Here is a 24,601-nt window from a genome sequence, read left to right on the forward strand (position 1 = left end):
ATGGATTTACGTGATATTATACAGAAAACGTACAAAAAATATGAAGAAAATCGTAACTACCTTATTGATGGCAATCTCTATTTGCATCCCCTATTTTTTCTCAATGGTCTGACATATCCGCATGGGTATCAAGACCTCTTTCAACACCTGAGGCTACAGCTTCACCATTTATCTGGTATGAAGCAGTTACAAGCGAAAACTTGTTCATCGACCTCCGTTATGGATTCGACTGGAACAACACCATGGGCTTATATGTAGGTCCAAATCTGCAAAACGAATCTGCGAGCCTGTGGGCATCACCCCAGATTGGATTACTTTATTCAGCAGATCCGAGTGGGTTCAATGGTTTTGGCCCGGAAGTAGAATTTGGTGGTGAAAACGTAGACTCGAGTGGTTTACAGTATTCTTTTTATGGACTCGGCCAATACGCTCATACGAGTTGTGATGAAGCCAGCTTCTTTTATGGATACCTCGAGATGTTTTGGGAGCCGACCGATTATTTAAAAATCGGATATGCAGGGCAGGCCATAAGCACGACAGGGACCGACGAAGGTTCACCGCTCGCGTACCATTGGATAGAAACCGGGCCGGTAGTAAAAATAACTTTGTTTGAAAAGTTTTATTTCAAGCCGTGGTTCGTATGGTCAACATCTACCGCCTACGATCAAAAAATCGTAGCAGGAATCGGATATACATTCTGATAAGCCTCTACGTAAATATATAACCCTCTCGAAAACGAGAGGGTTTTGTTATACTTCGTTTATGTCACGAGCAGAAGAATTAAATCAAATTCATAAAAAATGGTCTGCGAAATGTAAATGTGGTCTTAAAAAAACTGCAAAACAAGCAGTATTTGGTGATGGAAATAGTAGTGCAAAAATAGTTTTCATAGGCGAAGCTCCTGGCAAGAAAGAAGATGGAACTGGAGTCCCTTTTGTTGGGTCTGCAGGAAAATTTTTGAGTGAGATGCTTGAGTCTATAAAAATGAAACGTGATGATGTATATATTACAAACATCGTAAAATATCGCCCACCAGAAAATCGCGATCCGACCTCAAAAGAAAAAGAAGATTGTCGTGAGTGGTTATACGAGGAACTAAAATTTATAAAACCAGAACTAATAGTCTTCTTGGGTCGCCACTCAATGAACGACTTTTTCCCAGACTTAAAAATATCTGACGCTCACGGAAAACTAATTCATAAAAAATTCGCCGACTTCCCTACTGAAAATTTCCTACCTCTCTATCACCCAGCTGCTGCGCTCTACAACGGAAGTATGAGAGAAACCTTGATAAAAGACTTTCGCAAAATCCCAAAAATTTTAGACAAAATTAAAACCCGCTAAAATAGCGGGTTTGTTTTTATTGACCAGAGAGAGTTTTGAATCTTTTCTTCTTTTCCACAACGGTCTTTAAAAATTCCTGACCAGTCGCTTCAATGAAATCAAGTACGGTCTGAACTTCAACCTCACTAAATTCATTGTTCTCGTATCCAGCAAAAGCATCTTCAATGCTTTTTATCATCGCCTTATTGTAGGCGTTGAACCTTTGCTTGATATTACCCTTGAAATTTCTAATTGAGTAATGCTTCTTCCTCTTTACTCCTTTTCTGTCTTTCAACATCAAGGCGAGCTGGTTTTCATCCACACCAAACTGGGTAGCAGCTTCTGATACATTGATTTTTTGAGTACCCATTGCATCCAGAGCTTTTACTATCTGTCGCTCTTTATGTTTTTGAACAACCATATCGGCATAATTTTTTGCCATTTTAGGAGGCATGACTTCACTCAACCTTGCTACAACTTCACGTTTTTTATATCCAGTAACTTCATAAAGCTGTTTAGCTGTATACAGAAAATCTTCGTGGGTCATCGGCTTTGAAGATTTAACATCTTCAGAGATAGCGTCGATAATCATGTCCGCCTCATTGTCGTATGTCTTGATATGACACTTGATGGTCTGAAAATCAGCTAGTAATCGTCCCTGAATACGGTGACGACCCTTTACCAATTTGTATTTACCAGGCTTTTCTTCACCAAATGGTGTTACAGTAATAGGATCAACATCAACATTATTGGCATACAGAGCAGCTAATTGCTCAACCCATGCCTGATCAAGCTTTTTACGAAAATTTCTTGTCGTAATAATGTCTTCAATTTTGATTTCCTTGGGGGAGGTTTTTACGGTAGTAGCTATAATTCATATTCTTTTTTTGTGAACTTATGTATTCTGTATATCACATATTACAAAAATGTCAAATATAAAACCCCGCAAAATTGCGGGGTTATTTTCAATCAGTAATTCCCAAAAACCTCAGGATATCGGTCGTAGACATAGACTTAAAAGTCTCCAGGCTCACTTTCCAGCGATTACCAGGGAGCATCTTTACATTGCTGTAAGGAACTCCGACATGACCTGTCTTGTCTATTACAACAAGACCACTTTCAACGATCTGATGGATGAGTCTTTTGAGCATCCTTCTCTCCTCTACCGGATCTTTTTCCGTTCTTACTATAACCTCCTTTTTATTGGAGATTATATCCTCAAGCCTGTCGATAGCTTTGTGAGCTTCGTCTTCAGTCAAACCTTTCATCAATCTCGCAATTCGAGCTATTGAAGTAGGTTTTTCTTCTGCTTCTAGTTTTGTCTGATTTTGCAAAACCGTCCTCACAACAAGCATGTCAGTTTTTTCTCCCTCTTTATGAATACTTTTCTGTGAATCAGGGATCTCACGAGGCATGATTTCATCAGAAACCGGATTTAATGACGGCAACATAAGGTGTTTTTTGTTTGCTGTGACATACTTGTACCCAGCATCCATCAGCTTTAATGCAAGGTCCTCATAATTGGCTCCGCGTTCAATAGTTATGTACCACATTTTATCATTCACATAAAACCTGTGTGGTTTTAAACCGAGCGCTCCGAGAAATCTGCCTTTCAAATATCCTGGCTCTGATCTTTCGATTAGCTCAAAGTATGTTATAGACTTTTCTACGAATCTATAGTTAATAATTAGGATACTCTGGGCATTCTCGTTTACGAACGAGAGTCTAAAGCCGCTTTCTTGTAAACGCTTCTTGAATTTATCGAGCAAGGTAATCCTGTCTGACTTGAAGTTCAAAACCATCCTCATATTATTATCATCAGAAATCGGTTTTGACTCAAGGTTCCCATTTTTTCGGTTAAAGAAAATTCCTTGCTCTTCAAGTAAACACTCAAGAGCCTTTTTGCGTATTGGACGAAAAGTCGCTGAAACTGGAATACGAAGCTTATCGCAATCTACGATAACTTCACCAAAGTTATCGTTCTTTTCCACCAGAAAAGCACTGCCATCACCATTGATAAGACTACAAAACAATGTAAGTTCTGTGAACTTTACACTATCTGCTCTTTTTGTTAAATCAAAAGATAGACGGAGTGTTACCTGATCGCAATCGCAAACATTCTCTTTTGGTATATAAAATACCTTCAAAAGATCTGACGCAACTTCGGGAATTTCGAGCACCTGGTTAACATCAGAAGAACCAACCTCTTCTATCTCCACTTCTTCAGCAGCTACAGTTTCGACTGATTCATCTTGAATTTCCGGTAAAATAATTTCATCGAGAATAGTATCTTCTTCTTTTGAAGAAACTACTTTCATTTTATTTACCTCCGGATTTTCAAAATATCCAATCACTTCAATCATTGCATTGTGTTCTTCCTTGTATTGGAGCATCAAATCATCGCAAGCCTTCTTTACTCTTGCCGCGTCTTTGAAGTTATATTTAACCTTCAAACTCACCATGTTTGTCACTGGGTTTTTAACCATAGAAAGGTCAACATTTGAAAACGTTTTTCGAATCCGTTTTTTTATGCTCCCAATCTTCTCTTCATTAAGTAAAGTTGGTTGAACTTGTGTATTTGTATTTGCCATAACTGTATTGGTTTTTTAAATGAACTTATATATACTTTTTACACGTAAAAAGCCTTCTTGTCAAGGAGGCTTTTTGTAATATATTAGTTACATTCTCGGCAATTTGAATCTATGGACCGATATTTATATCCATCTATAAACATTCCGAAGAGCTTAGGAACCGAGACTATTTCAGCGAAGAATAGGAAGTCTATAAAGTGTCTTATGAAATAAGGTATTTTACCGTAAAATGCAAATCTACCTAAAACTAAAGCTCCCCAATTATCCCCCACTGGAATCGAATAAGAGACTTTCTTTTGATTGTATCTCTGTAGAGATTTGCCTCTAATTAATCTTGAAATCGCTTTTGCTACATAAGACCCGTCGGACAAAGCAGTTTGTGCTAGTCCAGAAAGTTTTGTGTCAGCAATATCACCTATTACAAATATTTCACTCTGACCTTTTGCCTGTAGGTACTCATCTACAACAACCCTGCCTCTTGGATTAAGTTCTAGTCCTGATATATTTTTAACCAAAGGATTTACTTTTGTGCCCGCTGTCCATATGACCGTCTTTGCCTGCATAGACATATCTTTCAAATAAACCTGCTCAACTTCCTCCTTTACCAAGGTTCTATTCAAAAATAAGTTCATACCTAATTTTCGAAGTCTAGCCTCAACACGTCTTGATACATTCTCAGGTAAAGTAGGTAGAACGCGCGACCCTGACTGTATTATGTCTATAGTAACAAGAGATGGATCTACAGAATGATTCTTTGTTAGCTTTTTCATGAATGCAGAAAGGTCTCCTGCAATTTCAACACCCGATGGGCCCGCACCAACAATAACTACATGAAAATGCGACACGCACTCTGTCGGAGTTGGATGTTCATGTGGAGAAAAAAGATCATGAAGATGTTTTTTAAGTCTTAATGCCTCGCTTACTGACTTAAAGCCGAAAGATAGCTCAGGTAAACCTGGCACATCAAAATAAGATGTTTCGCTACCCACCGCTAAAACTATATAGTCTGCACTATATATAGAACCACTCTCACCAACAACTGTTTTAGAGTCTAAATTAACTTCTATTATTTTATCAACGACAACATCTACAGATTTATCATTAAAAATATCAGACAATGGAACCAGTGCTTCAATCGGAGAAGCTCCTGTGACCAGACGGTACAATGCAGGATAATACTCAAAATATGGTTTGTTATTTACTAGGGTTATATGGAGCCTTTCTCTAGAATTCTGCCTTCGCAAATCCATGGCGGTTCTTATGCCACCAAAACCACCCCCTACAATTACAACCCTCTTTTGAGAAACAGTGGAATCATTTATTTTCATTACGCTATTGTAACAGAAATATGTGTTTAATAAAAAATGTAAGATTATAAATATCCATGCGTCATAAAAAGTAGTTAGATAAAATACCATGAACATAAATTCACTTTTTACAATAATCCTACTAATATCTGCTTTTTTCATGAGTATCGCAATACTCGAGGCAGTTATGTTTAGTCTCTTGAAAACTGAGAGGGTAAAGGCAAGAGAGGAAAATAAGCCATAAAATAAGCCAACATCAGCAAGTCGGCTTATTTTGCTAGCTCGATTAGTACCAAAGGCATATAATGTAGAAAGTGACGTAAGATGAGAGGTATCTTTACGTCATATATAATGAACGAAAAGAACCCTGAAAATTACCAAAAAACCTTCATGGAATGCTATGAAAACCATAGCGATAGTCTTTTCCGTTACTGTCTATATAAGACTAGTGATAGAGAAAAAGCCCTGGATTTAACCCAAGACGCTTTTATGAAGACATGGGAGTATATAGAAGAAGGCAATCAAGTAAAAAACCTAAAATCTTTACTTTTCACAATAGCCAACAACCTGATAATAGATTTCTATAGGAAGAAGAAGACCTTATCCCTCGATAAGATAATTGAAGGGGATGTAGATTTTAAAGACGAAAGCTATAAGGACAAGGTTGATGAATACGATACAAATCTCGTAAAATCACTACTTCAAGATCTAGATGAAAGTTACAAAGACGTGATTATTATGAGATATATAGAAGACATGACGGTAAAAGAAATAGCCAAAATACTTGGCGAAACAGAAAATAATATTTCAGTAAAAATTCACAGAGGAATAGCAAAGGTAAAAGAGAAATTCAATAAAATTAATTTATGAAAGACATAGAATCGATTTTCAAAAAAGCAAAAGATTCAAAAATGACACCAGAAGAAAAAGATCTGATGCGTTTTCGCGTTTTATCATATACAAATACATATAAACACTATAAATCTTCTGTACTCTCACCTTATCTGCAAAATATAAAAAGTGTCTGGAACTTTCAAGGATTCGCAAAAGTTACAGCATCTGCGTTGATTGTAATATTAATCGGCGCAGGATCTTTAACTTACGCATCTGAACAAACTCTACCAGGAGATCTTCTCTACCCTATTAAAATACATGTAAAAGAAGAAATCGAAGTTTCTCTGGCTTCTACCGCAGTAAAGAAAGTAAACGTTCAGAAGGAAAGAATTGAAAAGAGAATTGAAGAGGTAAAAGAAATACAAAAAACAGGAGAACTAACAGAAAAACAAACTGAGACAATAAAAGAAGCTTTTGTAGACCAAGCCAAAGATCTAAACGACAGTTTTGATGAACTACAAGCTAGTGGTCAAGAAGAAGTGGTAGTAGCAGTAGCAGAAGACCTACTCCCAACTTTAGTAGAATTTGAAGCCGAAGCATCAAAAATCAATACCACTGAATCCCAAAATACAGATTCATCAATAGAAGAAGCTCTACCGGAGGATATTTCTATTGCAACAGAAGTTACTCAGATCGATTCTACTGAAGTAAGTACACTAAGCGAAATAACTGAGCCAGAAGCTGGAGACACATTTGCTATCGAATTTCAAGACTTAACCTCTAATCTTTCAGAGATAGTCATGATCGAGACTCAAAAAATCCAAGCTCAAGCTACTGAATCTATGGCTGTTATAGATGAAAAAGCAATTGCTCTAGAGACAAATATAGGCACAGAGGTAACAGAAGAAAATTCTACTGAAACAGGAGCAAGTTCTATCGTAGTAACAAAGATAGCAAAAACAGACGAAGCAGGATCAACACCTCTAACATTTGGGGTTATAAATGGAGTTATAAAATTTGAAGCCGTAGATCAAGATAGTTCTATAGCAGAAATATCTTCTGTGGAAATTCAAAAAAATACTTTATCTGGAGAAATTGTTCTGGATACAAATTGCCCTCTTGGTAACATACTTAAAACTTGCGATACAGATACAAGTCTTTATATAAATAGATCTGTAATAATATACAATTACGACAAAACTGAAGTTATATCTATTCTCCCAATAACAGAAAAAGGTACATTCGACACAGAACTTCCTATTGGGAAATATATTTTAGACACAACAAGTCTTTCTGAAAACGAGACGGCTGTAAATATGCCACTTGAAGTAGAGATAACTTTAGAAAAAGCTACTGTTATAGAGATAAATATAGATACAAATAAAACAAAATCTATTCTTCAATAAGCTCGAACTCATCGGCTTCAGTTTTTGTATTATTTTTATCTTGTTTCAAAACCCTTTTAGTATAAAAAATACTTCCTACACCCAAAATAATCAAACCCGCAAGACTTAGATAAATATAAGTATTTTTTGGTATGGGAAGATTGGCTGAATTTGCAGATATATTTCTGTTATCAATAGTACTTTGTGTATCTATACTTTCATAATTTGAATACACTTTTTACTAGTAGAAATAGGCAATATTCTACTAATGGTGCCTTCTTCCTGAATCTGAGACTTGGGATATTCATATGCAACTTCCCCAGTTGGGTATCTAAGCAATACTCTAGAAATATTTGATTTAAAATGTGTAGCTTTTGGAGAAAGAATTATCTTTTTCCCAGCCAAAAGAATAGAGTTTTTCGAAAATCTATACGAAATATTATCGCTTTCAATTACCCAGCCATTTAGATCTTGTTCAAATTTGGAAGTATTAGATACTTCTATTGCACCATCTTCTAGTATTTTTAAAACGATAGAGGAATCTACTACTTTTACAACCAATCTATCTGTATCATCTTTTTCGATACTGTCTACATTGTAATAATCGAGTGTAACAACATATTCACCAGGATAATAATATATGTGTTCAAATTTTTTAGCCGGCTTAAAAGTATACTCAGTTCCATCTCCCATATTCCATATATAATATCCACCACGACTTAAATCTCCATTATTTTTCTGTAATAGAGAGTCAAATGTTGATGGTAATCCAGAAACAATAACAATATCTGATAATATCTCCACGTCTTCTTCTGGTGGAATAAAATCTAATATATCTGCATCTTCTTCTGTTGAACTATAGCTTACAAATTCGTCTGTATCACCACCCTCATCAGAAGATGTATTATCACTATCTGAAAATGAAGAATTAGATTCTCCAGGACTCGGATCTCCGCTTGTCCATGTGCCATTTATTTTTGCCAAACTAGATCCATCACCCGCACCTCCTGTCGTAGAATCATAAGTATAAGAAGCAATAGTTGCACTATTCGCATCCACAAGCGAAACAGTGTCTGAAGTATTTGTAAGAGACATGACCGTATCTATAAGATTGCCACTATAACTTGGATATTCCCCGAGGAATACGTTGGCATTTGCAGCAAAGACTATGTATTCAGAAGGACCTATCTCTAAAGAACCCATTCCTCCATTTGCAGGAGGCTCATTCAGAGTATGATTTGCTCCATCGTTGAATTTCCAACCAGACAAATTCACGGAATCAGAACCGGAATTATAAAATTCTACCCATTCAAGATCAGTGTCCGCACCAGAATGATCGTACATAATCTCAGTTACAGAGACTTCAGCCAACACAAAATGGTGTGTAGTAAAAAATAATACAAAATATAGTAAAACTCTAAAAAATCTCATGACTTTTTTACTCTAATACTTTTCTCAATATATCTTCTGGGATTTCTCTAGGCTTTTTTGAAACTGTAGTGTTCGCCGGATCTTTCGATACAGGCACTGTATCAGATGATGAATCATTGCTCTCGATTGAACTATTTACCATTCTAGGTAATACAACTTGTTTTTGTGTCGTAGAAATAGGAGCTGGTGTAGGTGTAGCTTCTACTTTTTTAACAGGAGGAGGTGGTGGAGGTGTGTTGTTTTTGTTTTCGGCAATAACTTGCGCAAGAACATTTTTTAATGCATTTCTATTTTCGACAGTGGGTTCTTTTTGAGGTATAGGTTTCTTTTTCAAGCCCTCCAGAGATATTGGATTTTTAGACACAGCTCCAATATTTGGATTTACAATAGTAGTCTGATTTTGATTTTCTTTTGGCAGATCATCTGTATCTATACGACTTACTAAATCCTTCAACCCAGAAAAAGGCTTCTTCTCTTCTGGTCTTCTATCAGCTGGTGGGTAGCTGGATTTTTGAACTAAATTAGATGGTTTTGGAGAAGCAGGTTTATTGAAAGCTGGTCTTGAAGTACTTTGAACTGGAGCAGTTTGAGGTCTATTGAAAACTGGCTTTGGAGAAAAAGTGCTTGTATTTTGATTTTGACTAAAATTCTGACTACTACGATTATTTTCAATCGCACCGTTCACACTCGGCCGAGGAGCTCCATCAACAGGAAAGTCTCTTTTTGGTTTTTCAATTACGACTGGTGCATGCCATTCCTTTATATTTTCTTCAATATTAGATCTTGGACGTGCGTTGGATTTTCTAGAATTTTCAATTATCTCTTTGGTATAAGATATTGCTGGTTTTTCAATTGGAGGCATTGAGAGCGCAGAGAAAGGTTTTGAGCCTATACCATTTATCATTAGTCTCAAGTATATCTGGATAAAACCTAAGTTGACTATATCTTCTGCTGTAAAAACAGGAGAGAATTCTTTTTCAAAAACTTCTGCATCCGTAGCACCGACTCTAAAAATAACCATAGTACCTACGTTTCCAAAAACAGCTGCGCGAACCTCGTCAGACATCTGCTCTATATACTGGTGAGCGATTGTGAGACTAAGTTTATATTTACGAGCCTCAGACAAAATATCGGCAAAACTATCACTAGCAAAAGACTGAAACTCGTCAACATAAAAATAGAAGTGTGGAAGTTTTTTTAGTGCATCTGGGCTCGCATCAGCGCGTGACATGGCCGCCAAGTATATCTTGGTAATAAGCATACCTCCGAGTAGTGCAGCATTTTGTTCACCGACACGTCCTTTTGAGAGGTTCATTATCAATATTTTCTTTTCATCCATTAATTTACGAATATCAAAAGACGAATGTGGTTGGCCTATGATGTTACGAATTATTGGGTTTGCGGTAAATTGACCTATTTTGTTTTGAATTGCAGCACCAGCTTCTTGCATATAACGATCACCGTATTTTGCAAATTCATCTACCCAAAAAGATTTCACTGATGGATCAGATATATTTTCAACAACTTTTTTTCGAAAATCTTTATCAGCAAGCATTCTGTTAACTCCAAGTAATGTTGATTCTGGATATTCAAGTAGAGCAAGGAGTATATTGTTCAATATGTATTCCATACGTGCACTCCAAGCGTCCACCCAAATCTTTTTGAAAGAACTCATGAGTCCACTTGCCACTAGATGGCGCTTGTCTGCACCAATATCTTCCATAACATTGAAGGATATCGGATAGTCTATATCAAAAGGAGCAAAATATACCACATCTTTTAAACGACTCTCTGGAACATAATCAAGCAATTTTTCTGCTGTTCCTCCGTGTGGATCTATAAAAGCCATACCTTCACCGTTTTGGATATCTTGGATAGCCATATTTTCAAGCAGAGTAGACTTTCCCATACCCGTCTTTCCTATAACATACATATGACGAGCTCTGTCTGTAGCCTTAATACCAAAACGCGTTCGTTTGTTACGATAATCTGTTTCTCCGAAATAAGTTATTTTATCTTCAGGATTCATGCTTTATGTACGTGTTATTGAAAATTTTGACATATCTTGAGCTGTACCAATTATGCGGAACACCTCACCTCTAGAAGTTTTTCGTACTGAACATATGGAAAGAATTTTTTTAGATTTTGTACCTGAGATCAATATTCTATATAAAATATCAAAAGAATCTAACTGCCCAGCAATAGCTTTATTAAAAGCAATTTTTACTTCCTGTAAATCTTCTGGATGTATAGAATTCCAAAAAGTATCAGGAACGATCTTAGAGTTTTGGTCTACCTCAAATATACTGAACATTTGATCATTCCAGGCAAGCTCATTGGAAGATATATTTAAATTCCATCTACCCAAGTGAACTATTCCTTCTGTTTCAAGTAGATACTCCTGACTTGCACGCAAGCTTTCATTGTCTTTGTGAAGTAGCTCTATGTTCCCTACCGAATTTTTCAGATAGAGCATAAGGACAATCAAGAAGGCACACATGAGCAAAGTCACGAAGCCAACTATCAATCGAACAGAAAGTATTTTATCAGACCAATATAAAGCATCAACATCTATTCCAATTATCGCAAGGGTCTCTCTACTTTCGCTATCAATTATAGGTGCATAAGCTGAAACCCAATCACCCCATTTATCAGAATAAGGACCCTCAACAAAAGCAAGTCCTTTCTTGAAATTTTCAACTTCAATTGGAAGTGTCTCCTCGTACACATCTCCAGGTGCAGAATAATCTTCTGTACCAGGAGATTCAGAATCAACAAAGAAGAATAATTTTTCTCCGTTCAATCCCATCAAATAAGTAAAGTTTGCGTCTGGATTTGTGCTCTTCAATTCAGACATCTGATCTTTTAATTTTTGATATGTAGGATTTTCTAGGTCCGCTTCTCCACCAGAAAGAGCTTTAACGTCACCAGGTTCAATTAGGATTGCTGCATTTTTAGCCCTAATTAGAAGTCTCTCTCGCTCATTCTCATCTACCTTGCTACCTATAATAACAGTTGCAAAAATACCTAATGCAATAAAAAATACACTTATCCAAACAGATGTTAGTAAAAAATTTCTATTACTTTTTGTGATTGTATAGTGCGATGAAGAGATCATTGATTTTTATATTATAACACGAAAGAAACTGAAAAATACAGTATTATTCAATCTTAAAACCTATTTTATATATATCGAGCAGCGCGTATAGAAGACTTATTGTAAGTGGTCCAACAATAAATCCTATTGGCCCAAAAACAGAAAGACCTCCAAGTACTGACAACAAGACAAACAAAGGGTGTATGTTTACACCACGACCGACCAAATACGGATTCAATACGTTGTCTATCAATCCAACTATAAGCATAGACCATATAGTCAAACCAAGAGCAGGGAAAAATTGTTCATTTATAAACAAAAATAGTATAGAAGGACCAAGAACCAAAGATGTGCCTACACTTGGTACAAGAGCTGTAAAAAAAGCGAGTGACCCCCACAGAGCTGGATTAGGCACTCCAAATATTGCCAAACCCACTCCAGTTAGAACCCCTTGGATTAAAGCAATTGTGAGAGAACCTCTAATAACAGAATTCACAGCACGCTTGAGTCTACCCAATATTTCATTGTCATAAGTGTCTCCAAGAGGACTTAGTTTAACCAAAGTTTTTTCAAACTGCTCCCCATCTTTGAAAAAGAAGAACAGTGCAAAAAGTGTAATTCCAAAAAACACAAAAGTATGAAAGGTTCCACTAAAAATTGCTCCTAGATTATCTCCTAGTGTTCCAGAAAATTTAACTATATATTCACTAATCTGTTCTGCACCGCCCGGCAGAATCTTTTCAAGAGGAGCTTCAATTTCAGAAATCAAACTTGCAACAGGACTGACTCCTTGATCTGGATTAGTAAAATTTTTTGTCTGAATAATAACTTCTCTTCCTATAAAAGATAGTGGCACTGACAAAAGAATTATCAGCACAAAACTAGCTAAAAATGCTGAAATTCCTCTGTGTTTAAAAGTTTTAACGAATTTTTTATAAACAGGCTGCATAACCACAGCAAAAGTAGCCGCAACAATCAGAGATGATATAAACGGCACAAATATAAAAACAGTTAGAACGAAAACTAAAAATAACAAACCGTAGAAAAAATGTCTTTGAACTGATTTTGGATGCATATATTTATTTTATTTTCTTACCAATAAAAAACTCAAAAATACTAAACATTGCACTAGTACTACCAGGCAAGATGTTGAACAGTATACCTATAGTAAATAAGAACAGTGCTAATCTAGTGTTATAAAAAGAAACTAATACCGCAATAACTGCACACACTAAGGGAAAAAGTATTCTTGTATAAGCGTGCATATTTTCTATATGAGTAACTCTCATGTTCTCTATAGATTCAGATTTCTCTACATGTCTACGCATTATGAACAAAATAAGACTAATCAGAAATATATTTGTTGCAAAAAATATAATAGCCAAGTTATGAGTACTGTATTTTCCCAAAAAATGCGCAGAGAAAGGAACAAGCCCTACGAAGAAAAAGAATACGGCGTTTATATTTGTAAGGGTCATGTCTATATTTTTTGCAAAGACAGAAACTATAAAATGATGTGATCTCCAATAAGTAAAAAGTAGTGCAAAGGAAAGTAAGTAACTCAAAAACAGAGGATATATTTCATAAAATAACTCCAGTAGCAAAGCATCCGTGACCGGCCCAGTAAATTCTGGTACACGTATCTCAAAAACTAAAATAGTCATAACGATAGCAAATATGCCATCTGCGAGCTGGTCTAGTCTTGCTTGTTTCATATATATGAATTATATCAGATTGAAAATAAAATGAACTATATAGATATGTTAAAAATAAAAATACCCTTTCAGGCATTTTTATTTTGTGGACCCTGCCGGAGTTTCTCCTTCGACTCATTGGTGGTCAGGAATAATTTTCTCGTCGTCGTTCGAAAATTTTCACGACCCTGACTCGGTATTTCGTATTGCTATACAAAATATACCTGCGTCTTCCACACACTAAAAAATCTCCAGCAGTGGAGATTTTTTATGTTTGGTGGACCCTACCGGATTCGAACCGGTGACCTCCTCATTGCAAATGAGGCGCTCTACCAACTAAGCTAAGGGCCCAAATATTTGATATATAAACTACACAAGTCCAAGCTTGCTTGCAAATGAGGCGACTATCGTCTACTTGCCAACTAAGCTAAGGGCCCAAATATTTGATATATAAACTACACAAGCCTACCAAGCAAGGGGCTCGAGTAATACAAAGGCTATTTTACCTTATTTTAGAACAAGTGCAAGTTAAGCTTACAAAATTTAAATCCCGATAAAATCGGGATTTTTCTCATACTAATTCTTTCTTCATCTTGTGGTGTGGACCGACACCTTTGATTTCAAACTCATCAGAAAAGGCTCGCCACCCACGATCATAGTAAAACTTAACCGCACTGGACCTGGCATTACACCAAAAAAGTTTTACACCGGTTTTATTGGCAATAAAACTTTCTGCATGGGAAATGAGCAAAGACCCAAGTCCCCTACCTTGCCAATTTTTATCAGTCGCCATTCCACGTAACCGATAAGAATCTCTTTTGTTTAAAGTGTCCAATTTGAAACTTGCACAACAAAGAGGTTTTCCAACAATACGGCCATTTCTGGTCTTGTACACTGCAAAATGATATGTGAATAATTCATAATCACCATCAAACAAAGCAGTCTCCTTTGGTAAACCTGGTCGCAATATGTCGTGACGTAAATTAAAAATGTCTTTTAGTGATACCTGTACCACAGTAAACTTTCCGTTCATAAGAAACTTTTTTTCTTATACTAACATGCTCATGAGCATAGTCAATTTGAGTTTTATTTTTTGTCTGTCACGAGTTTTAAAACATGATCTATAAATTCTTTAAAATTTGATCCCACTGGCTCTAGTGATTTTGGTACAAGAGATTCTTTGGTAAGGCCAGGTAAGGTATTTATTTCAATAAAATAGATTCCGTTTTTTGAAACTATAAAATCACTACGTGTGTAGTGGCGCGCACCAAGAGCTTTGTGCATTGCACGTGCATAGTCTTGCAAGAGCTTCTGTTCAGTAGAGCTAAACTTACCTGGGGATATTTCAAGAGCTTGTCCATTGTATTTTGTGTCGTAATCAAATATATCTCCAGATGGTTTTCTGATTTCAATTGGCAAGAAAGAATATATATCTTCCCCGCGAAAACCTTCGAGCGTAGTTACAGTCGCCTCCTTGCCGTGAATATATTCTTCTACCAATATATCGCCTTCTGTTTCTAGCTGGCCTAGTAATGTTTCTAGTAAATCATCATAGGTCCTTGCAAGCTTGATGCCAATCGAGGAACCACCACTAACCGGCTTTATTATCCAAGGAGGTGGAAGTGTCTTGAAAATATATTTTGCAGCTTCGCTCATATAATCTTCGAAACTCAGCTCATCCTGAGAATTGAAGTTGGGTATCAAAATATCATTTGCGATATTCAGTCCTGCTTTTTCTGCAACCTCTTTTGAAAATCTTTTATGCATACCGAGCGCCCCTGCAAAAGGACCTGAACCAGTATATGGAATCCCTAACGCCTCAAGTTCCTGAGCAATCTTACCGTCCTCTCCTGCGCCACCATGGAGTGCGTTCCAAATTACATCTACATGCCTACTGAGTTTATCTTTCTCGACAGGAAGTCCACGCATGTGCCACACACCGTCTCGATCTACAAGTATATCTACCGGTTCATATCTATCGCGAGGTAAATGCGTAAGTAACATCTCGCCACTCTTGAGCGAAACTTCATATTCGTTGCTATTTCCACCTCGAAGTATTCCAACGCGAATCATGTAAACAGTATAGCGTCTTTTTGTTTAGGACTAAAGTATTTATTTTCCCAAAAATGCATTTCCTCTACGAAGCTTATGAAATGTAATCGAGAATCTGTGCGCTTCAGAGTTTGCGAGTACTATCCCCGTCTCATTGCCTTTTATATTTTCTTTTTCACCTAGTATGTCTTTCGCCTTATGTTTTTCATTTTTAACCACAGAAACAATCGGAATTTTAAACTGATACCTTTTGAGAACTTGCTTACCAACATTGAGTTGAGCTATTCCTCCATCTAATACTACAAGATCCGGAACTCCCCACTCTGTATGCCTAAACCTGCGAGAAAGCACCTCTTCAAGCGCCCCTGTATCGTTTGCGTTTGACTGAGTACGGATAATAAACTTTTTGTATTCAGATTTTATCGGCAAACCATTCTCCACCACAGTCATCACACCCACCATATTTTTCCCAGACATATGCGCAATATCATATGCCTCAATACGGAATTTGTTTATTCTACCTTCCTCTATGTTTTCGTTTTTTATAAGCGATACATCATGAATATGTTCCAATGCAAAAATAGTTTTCTTTATTTCTCCAGCTTTTTCAAATTCACGTTTCTTTGCATACGCAAGCATCTCTTTTTTTAGATTTAAAATAATTTGCGCTTTTTTACCAGAAAAGAAAAGTTCTAGATTTTTAATTGTTTTTTTATACTCCTTTGAAACTTCTTTGTTTGCCATATCAGGAGTTAAACCTAGTTGACGATAAAATTCATATTTATCTTTATGGATAGAACTATTGTCTATAAAAGGAAAAATACGGCGAACTATTTTTAGAGCCTCTTTGAGTGCACTACCATTTGTATAAGGACCATAAATAGATTTTAGCTTATTGTTTTCAGTTTTTAGATTCTTGAAATCTATATTTTTACCGCGCTCGATTATTACTTTCGGTAACTCTTCGTCGGTGATGCACACATAGTTCCAACTTTTATCATCCTTCTCTTTTGTATTGTAATATGGCTTATATTTCTTGATCAGATTTGCCTCTAGAATCAAGGCTTCTAAAACTGATTCAGTTTCCTGAAAAGTCAGTGTACGCGCTTTGAAAACCATGTCCACAATATGTGACCCACGAGTATTGATCACATCCTTGCCGAAATAGCTTCGTACACGAGAACGGAGCGAAGTAGCCTTGCCAATATACAAAATACCTTTGCTGTCACGAAAGAAATAGCAACCTGGAGTGTTTGGTATTTTTAGTTTTTTTAAGTCAGATATTTTCATGTTTGACAAGTATACCAGAAGAGTGTAGAGTGAGCAAAAATAAAAAATGGATCCAAAACACCCACTAAAGTATTTCAGGTTAAGTAACGGATATCCTGATGTACAAAAACTGGCACTCGATCTGGCAGGAACAAAAACCAGAGGTAAAATATTCAAAAAATTTAGCGTTCTCATCTATAAAATAGAAGAGAACAAGGAAGTATCAATAAAGAGAATAGAATTCCTTATTGAAGAAATGAAAAACGCTCTTACCGACACACCAAAAGAAGTGTTTGATTTATTAAAATATGAAATACTCTTTTGGAGATATTTCCCAGAAAATAGAAAGATTAATATTTCCCGGTCGGATATCTTGGGAACAATGGGGAATATTTTCAACAAAGGAGATTACGTATCTATCGCAAAAATATTCTATTTTTTGCAAAAAAGATAACAAAATAAAAGTGCAAAACGAGGGGACTGTCCCCTCGTTTTTTTTATTTGACAAGCATTATTGGTAGGTATAAAGTTAAGAAAAATGTAAAAAATATGAGTGGATTCGACACAACCTTTAAGCATTGGCTCAATGAAAAAGCTGGCTACCTTATTTACAAAGGCAAGAAGAAGAAAATCGAAAAAATTTTTTTTACTAGTTCCGCTGTGGCAAATTCAGATGAAATGAATTTCAAGCTAAAAGGCCAAATCTTAACAAAAGGAGATGGAATTGACTTCAAAGAACTTTGGAAACGATTCTATAAAGAAACTGGTGAAAAAAGACCAAAAAAACAAAAGAGGATCGGACAGAGATTTGAAATAAAAGGAAAAGTTCTTTACAAAAAAGAAGGCAAAAAAGTTGTCAGAAAATATAAGAAATCAAAATAGAAAAAAATAATCTGCAAGCGCTACTGCAAAGAAAGACACGGTAAAAAAGAGTCTCTGGAAACTTATTTACCAGTAGATAGCACAGAAAAAGACCTTGTTGAACTACAAGGTCTTTTTATTTTCTTAAAACCTTTTTTAGATATTTACCAGTATGGGATTTTGGAGTATTTGCCACCTCCTCTGGAGTGCCCTTTGCAATTATTTCTCCCCCACCGATTCCACCTTCTGGACCGATGTCTATAATATAGTCAGCAGATTTTACAATATCCAAGTTATGTTCAATCAATACTACCGAGTTCCCCTTTTGTACAAGCTGATTCAAAACTGAAAGTAGATTCGCAACATCATCATAGTGAAGCCCAACAGTTGGCTCATCGAGCAGATATATAGTCTTCTCGATATTTGTTCGGTAAAGTTCACTAGATATTTTTACGCGCTGTGCTTCCCCTCCTGAGAGTGTAGTCGCAGACTGACCGAGTGCTACATAACCTAGGCCCACATCCATAAGTGTCCGCACTCTGTCATACACAGCAGGAATATCTTCGAAAAACACAATTGCCTCCTCGACTGTCATCTGGAGTACATCATAAATATTTTTATTTTTGTATTTGACCGTGAGAGTTTCCTTGTCGAAACGTTTTCCATTACAAACATCACAAGTCACATACACTGTCGGCAAAAAGTGCATCTCAACTGCAATCTCGCCGTTCCCCTCACAAGCTTCACAGCGACCGCCTTTCACATTGAAAGAAAATCTGTTTGATTTCCATCCACGAAAACGCGCTTCATCCGTAGCGGCAAATAAGTCACGAATGTGTGTAAAGGCTCCGGTGTATGTCGCCAAGTTCGATCGTGGTGTACGACCTATCGGAGACTGGTCGATAAGTATCACTCGAGAAACATACTCTGTTCCTGTAAAACTTGTGCAGTTATAAGTCTGCGCGCTTCGAAATTTGCGTTCATAACGAGCTTGCAAGTTCTTGTGCAAGATCTCGTACATAAAAGAACTTTTCCCAGACCCTGACACTCCAGTAATACAAACCATTTTCCCCAACGGAACTTCTACATTTAGATTTTTAATATTGAAAATTTTCCCTCCAGCAATTTTGAGTGACCCCTTGTCTTGAGTACGGCGTTTTTCTGGAACTGGAATCACTTCTTCGTTTCGCAAGTATGCAAGAGTACGAGACTTAGATGGATTAGTTTTTGCAGCAAGTAATTCTTCTAAATCACCAGAGACAACAACCTTTCCTCCGTGCACGCCAGCTTTTGGTCCGATATCAATAATATAATCAGATGCATATATTGTATCTTCATCGTGCTCTACTACAATTATTGTGTTGCCTATGTCACGTAGATTTTCAAGAGTTTTTATAAGCTTGTCATTATCGCGTTGATGCAAACCAATTGTTGGCTCATCGAGCACATACATCGCACCCACAAGTCGTGAGCCGAGTTGTGACGCGAGACGAATACGCTGACTCTCTCCTCCCGAAAGAGTACTAGCCCTGCGATCAAGCGATAGATATTCGAGCCCAACGTTTAGCAAGAACTCTAGACGTGACTCTATCTCTTTTATAATTACTTTTGAAATTTCTTTTTCTTGTTCTGTAAGTTTCAAATCTACAAATAAATCCGCAGCATTGCTTATAGAAAGCTTAGTTAGTTCAACAATATTAACCCGTTTTTTGGATTCATTTGTCGACAGAAAAACGTTGAGCGCTTCTATGCGAAGTCTTGCTCCGTGACAAACATCACAAGGCTCTGTACCACCAAAGAATTTGCTTCCAAGACCATTACATTCTGGACATGCTCCATAAGGCGAGTTGAAAGAGAAGAGTCTAGGTTCTACTTCTGGAAAAGAGAAGCCATCGCGAGGACAAGAAAACTTTGTAGAAAGTAACGTCTCTTCATCTGCGATTTTTATTACTACTAGCCCATCAGATTCAAGTATTGAGCGCTCTACCGCTTCAGAGAGTCGCATTCGTGCATCTTGTGGACCATCTTTGAATTCATGTAGTGCGAGCTCATCAATAAATATATCTATGTTGTGTGCTTTATTTTTAGATATATCTATTCGATCACGGAGATTTAAAATTTTTCCGTCTATACGAACTCTGTTGAAACCCTTGCCGAGCAAATCATATAGAAGTTGGTAGTATTCCCCTTTTCTACCTCGCACAACTGGTGCAAAAACTTGAACTGGAATTTCACTCCACTCTACTCCCATTACTTCTTTTTTATTCTTCTTGCTCTTTGAATACACAGAAACTTTTTCTAGTACAAAATTTAATATTTCTTCATTGGAAAGTTTTTTAATCTCATCGCCGCATTCTGGACAGTGTGGTCTTCCGACACGTGCATATAGAACACGTAGATAATCGTATATTTCAGTAATAGTCGCCACGGTTGAACGTGGGTTATTTGAGCGGGATTTTTGGTCAATTGAAATTGCAGGAGATAGTCCAGAGATCTCGTCTACATCTGGCTTCGGCATTTGGTTCAAGAATTGTCGCGCGTATGCAGAAAGACTCTCGACATACCGGCGCTGGCCTTCGGCGAAGATAGTATCAAAAGCAAGTGAACTCTTTCCAGAGCCTGACATACCAGTAATAACCACCATTTTGTTTCGTGGCATTTCAACGGTGATATTTTTCAGGTTATGAGTCCTGGCACCTTTAACTATTATTTTTTCTGATGGCTGTCCTTTTTTCATATTTCAATAACATAAGCGCACCCATGAGTATCGCTTATGGGTGTGTATCTCTATTCAATTACAGGCAGATTGTATCATAAAAGCTTATTTGACGTAAGCGTCTATGAGTAGTACGATGAGCGAAATATAGTAAAAATGGGAAAGAGAAAACAACATAAAGTAGAGGATATCGTATGGTCTTACACAAAAGATGATTGGGTAGACTGGCTAAGTGATATATTAAAATATGAAGTAGCATACCCTATATATACAATAAATCGAGAAAGCGACAATGTTTTGATGGATATGCCAGAATGGTTGGTAGAAAGTAAAATAGAAACCACAGAATACCAAAAAGCTCTAATCTGGCATATAAAAAACCAAATCGATCTAAATTCTGGAGAAATAACAAATATAAATTATCTTGAAAGACTTTTTGAATCTCTAGGTTCTATAACGTGGGAAAAATTTTTGGATGAGGAATATTTTATAGATATCTTAACTTCTGAAAAATTTGACTCCACTAGAACATCTAGAGACTCTCTTAAGAGTGAACTGCTGTCTATACTATCCAACCAAAACATATCTCTTGAAAAATTGAAAAAAATAGAGAATTATGCAATCCGCATGTTATCTAAAAAGATTCAAGATGAGTTTTTCTGGATTGGATACATATCAATTAAAGTAAGAAATTATCCAAACTCTCTTGCTTTACAGCTTGAAGCACTTTCATTGGTCATAAGTCTTTTATCTAAAAAAGATTTAACTGACGACAGAGTCTTGGTTGCAATAGTGGATACAATAAAGGAAATCCACTTCAGATACGTACAGAAATCAGAATTCATAAGCGTATCGCAAATATGGAGAGAAAATGAGGATAAAAAAGAAACGAACCCTGTTCGTGAAAAAATACTAAAGGCGATAGACAATCATTACTTTGAATATATAGAAAAGAGTATATATTAAAAAAAGCAGAATTAATTTTCTGCTTTTTTATTTTCCTCAATTTTTGGAGCATGAGATGCAGTCAATCTTTTGTTCAAAACTATTATCTCATCACGGAGTATTGCTGCGGTCTCAAAATCGAGCTCTTTTACAGCCTTGTTCATATCGCGCTCTTTGATTTTTATAATCTTGTCATATACAAGCTTCTCGCGCTCTTCATCTGAGAGTAGAAGTTTCTTTATAGTCTTGGACTCATTCTTCTCTTTTTTATTCAACTCTTTTGCATATACTTTTTTGAACAAATCTATATCGAGTGCAAGCTCACCCATCACAGCTTTATCATGCTTGCTATCCATCTCCTCGGTAATATCTTTTATGCGCTTCATTATAGTTTTTGGAGTAATGCCATGTTTTTTGTTATACGCAATTTGAATATTTCTACGACGAGTTGTCTCATCAATAGCTCTTTTCATTGAGTCTGTGAGTCTATCCGCATAGAGAATTACTCTACCTTCGGCATTACGAGCCGCACGGCCGATCGTCTGTATAAGTGATACATCACTACGCAAAAAGCCCTCTTTGTCAGCATCGAGAATTCCAATAAGCGCAACTTCAGGAAGATCTAGACCTTCGCGAAGCAAGTTTACTCCTACGAGTACATCAAAATCTCCTTTACGGAATTGGGTAAGGATGCGGATACGATCTATAGTTTTTACCTCACTATGAAGATACTCAGCTTTTATCTTTTTGTCTTTTAGGTATACAGACAAATCTTCCGCCATCTTTTTAGTAAGGGTTGTAGCAATAACTCTAAAACCACGCTTTATTGTGACTTCTGATTCATTTATAAAATCTTGTATCTGTCCACCATATCCATTTTTTTCTAGAATCGGCTTTAGAATAATTTCTGGATCGAGCAATCCTGTTGGGCGAATAATCTGCTCTACTATCTGAACAGACTCTTCACGCTCTATAAGACTTGGAGTTGCAGATGTATATATCACCTGTCCAATTCGTTCACTAAATTCTTCGTAGCGCAGTGGACGGTTGTCTTTTGCAGAAGGCAATCGAAACCCGAATTCAACCAAGGTGCCTTTTCTAGAAGCATCACCTGCATACATTCCGCGTAGTTGTGGAAGTGTTACATGAGATTCGTCTATCACAGTCAAAAATTCTGGCTTACCTTTTTTATCATGAGGAAAATATGAGAGCAGTGTCTCTGGTGGCTCACCTGCCGACTTACCAGACAAATGTCTAGAATAGTTTTCAATACCAGAACAATACCCGACCTCTTTTATCATCGCAAGGTCATATGTAGTTCGACGTTTTATACGCTCTGCTTCTAGAAGCTTGCCCTCTTTTTCAAAATATTTTAATTGATCTTTTAATTCTTTCTGAATTGCTTTTATGGCAATATCTTTCTGCTTTGGATCAGTGAGAAAGTGCTTTGCTGGAAAAAGAAACATACTTTTCGGTTTTTCTAAAACATGAGAAGAAACTGGATCAACAATCAATATCTCAGAAATTTTATTTTTATCGACAAAAATCTGATACATAAAAGTCTCAGACACGGGCATGATATCTATACGATTGCCGAGAGATCGGAATTGTCCAGAATTTAGATCTGCATTTGTACGAGTATAGTGAATCCCGACGAGACTACGAAGCAGGTCATTGCGCACAGCTTTATCTCCAACTGATAACATCAAATGCTCTTTTTGGTATTGCTCTGGGGAGCCGAGTCCGTAGATACAAGACACTGACGCAACTATAATTACATCCTTTCGAGTAAGTAGGGCTTGAGTAGAAGCATGACGAAGGCGATCAATCTCTTCATTTATTTGAGCATCTTTTTCAATATATGTATCAGTAGTCGGCAAATACGCTTCTGGTTGGTAGAAGTCGTAATATGAGACAAAGTAGTGCACTGCTGCATCGGGGAAAAATTCACGATACTCCTGAGCAAGCTGCGCAGCAAGGGTCTTATTGTGAGCAATAACAAGTGTGGGTTTGTTGTTTTTTGCAATTACATTTGCAATCGTAAATGTCTTACCTGTTCCAGTCGCACCCAAAAGGGTCTGCTTCTGCATACCCTTATCCAATCCAGTCATAAGCTCTTTTATTGCTTTGGGTTGATCACCCGACGGATCCCAGTCACTTTTTAATTTAAAAATATTGTCTGCCATATATGTATTTACACTTTACGCTATTTAAGAAAAAATAAAAAGCCGTGTATGTAACACGGCTTTTGAAAATCATTTGTACATTTTGTCTCTAATATACGAGAGTCTTTTTATCTCTTCCTCATCTATCACACGAACAAATCTTTCTACTGATCCATCAGGTGTAATCTTGGGGTCCATAAATCCGTTTCCGTCTAAATCATGTAATGACCGATTATCAACCATCATACCAGCCAGATAAACATTAGATTGATAAAGAGGTCTATAGGTCACAAAAATTTCACCTGTTTCAGTATGCGGACCAACGCCGATAACTTCGTACACATACTCACCTTCTGGCATATCATCTGTCCTTTTACAGTGTCTGTAGAAACCGTTCTCTGGAGCGTCCGCAGGGCGAACTAATTTTGGTTTTTCCATATGTTGTTTTTTTGAGAGTATATACTAAGAATGCAAAAATAAAAAGCGGAATTTTCCGCTTTTGTATATTTTATAAACGCTCCAAATCTGCCAGTCGGATCTGAACAAACACAGACTCTCTTATTTTTATTCTATCAATCAGACCATTGTCGTCATGATATTTTTTGAATATCGGAAGTATTTCGGCGATAAGTCTCTCAGTTACCTGAAGACGATAAGAGATAATTGTGGCCAAGTACTCCTTGTCTCCAAATTTGAAAGAAAAAGTGGCCTGTTGATTGGTCGTCAACAAGTCCTTGATGTTTTTATTCAAAACAACTAGGAGGTCAAAGTCTATCGCCCTAGGGTCAATAAAAAAAGGGACCTCCTCATTGTTCCACCCTTTGTCGTGAGTAAAAACACTGACAGATCCGTGTCTCATTTTTTTTGAGACTACCATGAGCCTCTTGGCTGCAAAAGTACTTTTTGTTAAAACGTTTGTTGCTGCTGACAT

General features: G+C 36.8%; 23 protein-coding genes and 1 tRNA gene. 7 read left to right on the forward strand and 17 right to left on the reverse strand.

The window, feature by feature from the left end; all coding sequences use genetic code 11:
- The first annotated feature begins 200 nt into the window (after window positions 1-200).
- The gene (locus tag IPJ63_00150) at window positions 201-701 is read left to right on the forward strand and encodes a hypothetical protein (protein QQR76673.1); all 501 of its coding nucleotides are present in this window, start codon (window positions 201-203) and stop codon (window positions 699-701) included.
- Between the two features lie 61 nt (window positions 702-762).
- On the forward strand, window positions 763-1,344 hold the full coding sequence (locus IPJ63_00155) for a uracil-DNA glycosylase (GenBank protein ID QQR76674.1): 582 nt from the start codon (window positions 763-765) through the stop codon (window positions 1,342-1,344).
- A gap of 16 nt (window positions 1,345-1,360) precedes the next feature.
- Here the strand turns inward: IPJ63_00155 and IPJ63_00160 are convergent, their stop codons facing one another.
- The 3 genes from IPJ63_00160 to IPJ63_00170 form a co-directional block, all read right to left on the reverse strand.
- Entirely contained in the window at window positions 1,361-2,197 is an 837-nt protein-coding gene (locus IPJ63_00160; GenBank protein ID QQR77005.1) for a ParB N-terminal domain-containing protein, read from the reverse strand.
- 91 nt (window positions 2,198-2,288) lie between these two features.
- Window positions 2,289-3,914, reverse strand: a complete 1,626-nt coding sequence (locus tag IPJ63_00165; protein QQR76675.1) for a hypothetical protein — start codon at window positions 3,912-3,914, stop codon at window positions 2,289-2,291.
- Between the two features lie 83 nt (window positions 3,915-3,997).
- Window positions 3,998-5,242: an FAD-dependent oxidoreductase gene (locus IPJ63_00170; protein ID QQR76676.1), complete on the reverse strand. Its 1,245-nt coding sequence runs from the start codon at window positions 5,240-5,242 to the stop codon at window positions 3,998-4,000.
- 330 nt (window positions 5,243-5,572) lie between these two features.
- On the opposite strand from IPJ63_00170, the gene IPJ63_00175 reads away from it, so the two are divergent.
- Together IPJ63_00175 and IPJ63_00180 are read left to right on the forward strand one after the other, a co-directional pair.
- A complete protein-coding gene (locus tag IPJ63_00175; GenBank protein ID QQR76677.1) occupies window positions 5,573-6,091 on the forward strand; it encodes a sigma-70 family RNA polymerase sigma factor in 519 nt (172 codons plus the stop codon).
- The gene (locus IPJ63_00180) at window positions 6,088-7,461 is read left to right on the forward strand and encodes a hypothetical protein (protein QQR76678.1); all 1,374 of its coding nucleotides are present in this window, start codon (window positions 6,088-6,090) and stop codon (window positions 7,459-7,461) included. Before IPJ63_00175 ends, IPJ63_00180 begins: the two co-directional genes overlap by 4 nt.
- Here the strand turns inward: IPJ63_00180 and IPJ63_00185 are convergent.
- The 10 genes from IPJ63_00185 to IPJ63_00230 form a co-directional block, all read right to left on the reverse strand.
- On the reverse strand, window positions 7,448-7,675 hold the full coding sequence (locus IPJ63_00185) for a hypothetical protein (GenBank protein QQR76679.1): 228 nt from the start codon (window positions 7,673-7,675) through the stop codon (window positions 7,448-7,450). The genes IPJ63_00180 and IPJ63_00185 overlap by 14 nt on opposite strands.
- Window positions 7,651-8,871 carry a lamin tail domain-containing protein gene (locus IPJ63_00190; GenBank protein QQR76680.1) on the reverse strand — a complete coding sequence of 407 codons (1,221 nt, stop codon included), beginning with the start codon at window positions 8,869-8,871 and terminating at the stop codon, window positions 7,651-7,653. The genes IPJ63_00185 and IPJ63_00190 overlap by 25 nt, the downstream gene beginning before the upstream one ends.
- Window positions 8,872-8,878: 7 nt before the next feature.
- Entirely contained in the window at window positions 8,879-10,900 is a 2,022-nt protein-coding gene (locus tag IPJ63_00195; GenBank protein ID QQR76681.1) for a type IV secretion system DNA-binding domain-containing protein, read from the reverse strand.
- Window positions 10,901-10,903: 3 nt separating this feature from the next.
- Window positions 10,904-11,989 (reverse strand): PAS domain-containing protein, encoded by a 1,086-nt coding sequence (locus tag IPJ63_00200; protein ID QQR76682.1) that lies wholly within the window; start codon window positions 11,987-11,989, stop codon window positions 10,904-10,906.
- A 43-nt stretch (window positions 11,990-12,032) separates the two neighbouring features.
- Window positions 12,033-13,043 carry an AI-2E family transporter gene (locus tag IPJ63_00205; protein ID QQR76683.1) on the reverse strand — a complete coding sequence of 337 codons (1,011 nt, stop codon included), beginning with the start codon at window positions 13,041-13,043 and terminating at the stop codon, window positions 12,033-12,035.
- Window positions 13,044-13,047: 4 nt separating this feature from the next.
- Window positions 13,048-13,683, reverse strand: a complete 636-nt coding sequence (locus IPJ63_00210) for a DUF1211 domain-containing protein (protein QQR76684.1) — start codon at window positions 13,681-13,683, stop codon at window positions 13,048-13,050.
- 254 nt (window positions 13,684-13,937) lie between these two features.
- Window positions 13,938-14,013 (reverse strand) — tRNA-Ala (locus IPJ63_00215).
- A gap of 220 nt (window positions 14,014-14,233) precedes the next feature.
- Complete coding sequence (locus IPJ63_00220; GenBank protein ID QQR76685.1) at window positions 14,234-14,695, reverse strand: GNAT family N-acetyltransferase; 462 nt, start codon at window positions 14,693-14,695, stop codon at window positions 14,234-14,236.
- Window positions 14,696-14,748: 53 nt separating this feature from the next.
- Window positions 14,749-15,735 carry an ATP-grasp domain-containing protein gene (locus IPJ63_00225; protein QQR76686.1) on the reverse strand — a complete coding sequence of 329 codons (987 nt, stop codon included), beginning with the start codon at window positions 15,733-15,735 and terminating at the stop codon, window positions 14,749-14,751.
- A gap of 39 nt (window positions 15,736-15,774) precedes the next feature.
- The gene (locus tag IPJ63_00230; protein QQR76687.1) at window positions 15,775-17,004 is read right to left on the reverse strand and encodes a GIY-YIG nuclease family protein; all 1,230 of its coding nucleotides are present in this window, start codon (window positions 17,002-17,004) and stop codon (window positions 15,775-15,777) included.
- Between the two features lie 46 nt (window positions 17,005-17,050).
- Between IPJ63_00230 and IPJ63_00235 the strand changes: the two genes are divergently transcribed.
- Both IPJ63_00235 and IPJ63_00240 read left to right on the forward strand, forming a co-directional pair.
- Window positions 17,051-17,437: a hypothetical protein gene (locus IPJ63_00235; GenBank protein QQR76688.1), complete on the forward strand. Its 387-nt coding sequence runs from the start codon at window positions 17,051-17,053 to the stop codon at window positions 17,435-17,437.
- A 95-nt stretch (window positions 17,438-17,532) separates the two neighbouring features.
- Window positions 17,533-17,865, forward strand: a complete 333-nt coding sequence (locus IPJ63_00240) for a hypothetical protein (protein QQR76689.1) — start codon at window positions 17,533-17,535, stop codon at window positions 17,863-17,865.
- 115 nt (window positions 17,866-17,980) lie between these two features.
- Here the strand turns inward: IPJ63_00240 and uvrA are convergent, their stop codons facing one another.
- A complete protein-coding gene (uvrA, locus tag IPJ63_00245) occupies window positions 17,981-20,581 on the reverse strand; it encodes an excinuclease ABC subunit UvrA (GenBank protein QQR76690.1) in 2,601 nt (866 codons plus the stop codon).
- A 135-nt stretch (window positions 20,582-20,716) separates the two neighbouring features.
- Here uvrA and IPJ63_00250 point away from each other — a divergent pair, with 135 nt between their 5' ends.
- On the forward strand, window positions 20,717-21,526 hold the full coding sequence (locus IPJ63_00250; GenBank protein QQR76691.1) for a hypothetical protein: 810 nt from the start codon (window positions 20,717-20,719) through the stop codon (window positions 21,524-21,526).
- An 11-nt stretch (window positions 21,527-21,537) separates the two neighbouring features.
- On the opposite strand, the gene uvrB is transcribed toward IPJ63_00250, so the two are convergent.
- From uvrB to IPJ63_00265, 3 genes are all read right to left on the reverse strand, one after another.
- Window positions 21,538-23,691: an excinuclease ABC subunit UvrB gene (gene uvrB / locus IPJ63_00255; protein ID QQR76692.1), complete on the reverse strand. Its 2,154-nt coding sequence runs from the start codon at window positions 23,689-23,691 to the stop codon at window positions 21,538-21,540.
- A 69-nt stretch (window positions 23,692-23,760) separates the two neighbouring features.
- Window positions 23,761-24,108, reverse strand: a complete 348-nt coding sequence (locus IPJ63_00260; protein ID QQR76693.1) for a DUF1653 domain-containing protein — start codon at window positions 24,106-24,108, stop codon at window positions 23,761-23,763.
- Between the two features lie 70 nt (window positions 24,109-24,178).
- Window positions 24,179-24,601 (reverse strand): hypothetical protein, encoded by a 423-nt coding sequence (locus tag IPJ63_00265; GenBank protein QQR76694.1) that lies wholly within the window; start codon window positions 24,599-24,601, stop codon window positions 24,179-24,181.

It is taken from the genome of Candidatus Nomurabacteria bacterium, from assembly GCA_016699365.1.
In the GTDB taxonomy this organism is placed as follows: Bacteria; Patescibacteriota; Minisyncoccia; order Phycocordibacterales; family UBA9973; genus CAZLWF01.

Bases quoted from the DNA above. Each gene is read 5' to 3' on its own strand.
- IPJ63_00155 (QQR76674.1), top strand. From the start codon at position 763: ATGTCACGAGCAGAAGAATTAAATCAAATTCATAAAAAATGGTCTGCG.
- IPJ63_00165 (QQR76675.1), bottom strand. From the start codon at position 3,914: ATGGCAAATACAAATACACAAGTTCAACCAACTTTACTTAATGAAGAG.
- IPJ63_00170 (QQR76676.1), bottom strand. From the start codon at position 5,242: ATGAAAATAAATGATTCCACTGTTTCTCAAAAGAGGGTTGTAATTGTA.
- IPJ63_00175 (QQR76677.1), top strand. From the start codon at position 5,573: ATGAACGAAAAGAACCCTGAAAATTACCAAAAAACCTTCATGGAATGC.
- IPJ63_00180 (QQR76678.1), top strand. From the start codon at position 6,088: ATGAAAGACATAGAATCGATTTTCAAAAAAGCAAAAGATTCAAAAATG.
- IPJ63_00190 (QQR76680.1), bottom strand. From the start codon at position 8,871: ATGAGATTTTTTAGAGTTTTACTATATTTTGTATTATTTTTTACTACA.
- IPJ63_00195 (QQR76681.1), bottom strand. From the start codon at position 10,900: ATGAATCCTGAAGATAAAATAACTTATTTCGGAGAAACAGATTATCGT.
- IPJ63_00200 (QQR76682.1), bottom strand. From the start codon at position 11,989: ATGATCTCTTCATCGCACTATACAATCACAAAAAGTAATAGAAATTTT.
- IPJ63_00205 (QQR76683.1), bottom strand. From the start codon at position 13,043: ATGCATCCAAAATCAGTTCAAAGACATTTTTTCTACGGTTTGTTATTT.
- IPJ63_00210 (QQR76684.1), bottom strand. From the start codon at position 13,683: ATGAAACAAGCAAGACTAGACCAGCTCGCAGATGGCATATTTGCTATC.
- IPJ63_00220 (QQR76685.1), bottom strand. From the start codon at position 14,695: ATGAACGGAAAGTTTACTGTGGTACAGGTATCACTAAAAGACATTTTT.
- IPJ63_00225 (QQR76686.1), bottom strand. From the start codon at position 15,735: ATGATTCGCGTTGGAATACTTCGAGGTGGAAATAGCAACGAATATGAA.
- IPJ63_00230 (QQR76687.1), bottom strand. From the start codon at position 17,004: ATGAAAATATCTGACTTAAAAAAACTAAAAATACCAAACACTCCAGGT.
- IPJ63_00235 (QQR76688.1), top strand. From the start codon at position 17,051: ATGGATCCAAAACACCCACTAAAGTATTTCAGGTTAAGTAACGGATAT.
- IPJ63_00240 (QQR76689.1), top strand. From the start codon at position 17,533: ATGAGTGGATTCGACACAACCTTTAAGCATTGGCTCAATGAAAAAGCT.
- uvrA (QQR76690.1), bottom strand. From the start codon at position 20,581: ATGAAAAAAGGACAGCCATCAGAAAAAATAATAGTTAAAGGTGCCAGG.
- IPJ63_00250 (QQR76691.1), top strand. From the start codon at position 20,717: ATGGGAAAGAGAAAACAACATAAAGTAGAGGATATCGTATGGTCTTAC.
- uvrB (QQR76692.1), bottom strand. From the start codon at position 23,691: ATGGCAGACAATATTTTTAAATTAAAAAGTGACTGGGATCCGTCGGGT.
- IPJ63_00260 (QQR76693.1), bottom strand. From the start codon at position 24,108: ATGGAAAAACCAAAATTAGTTCGCCCTGCGGACGCTCCAGAGAACGGT.
- IPJ63_00265 (QQR76694.1), bottom strand. From the start codon at position 24,601: ATGTCAGCAGCAACAAACGTTTTAACAAAAAGTACTTTTGCAGCCAAG.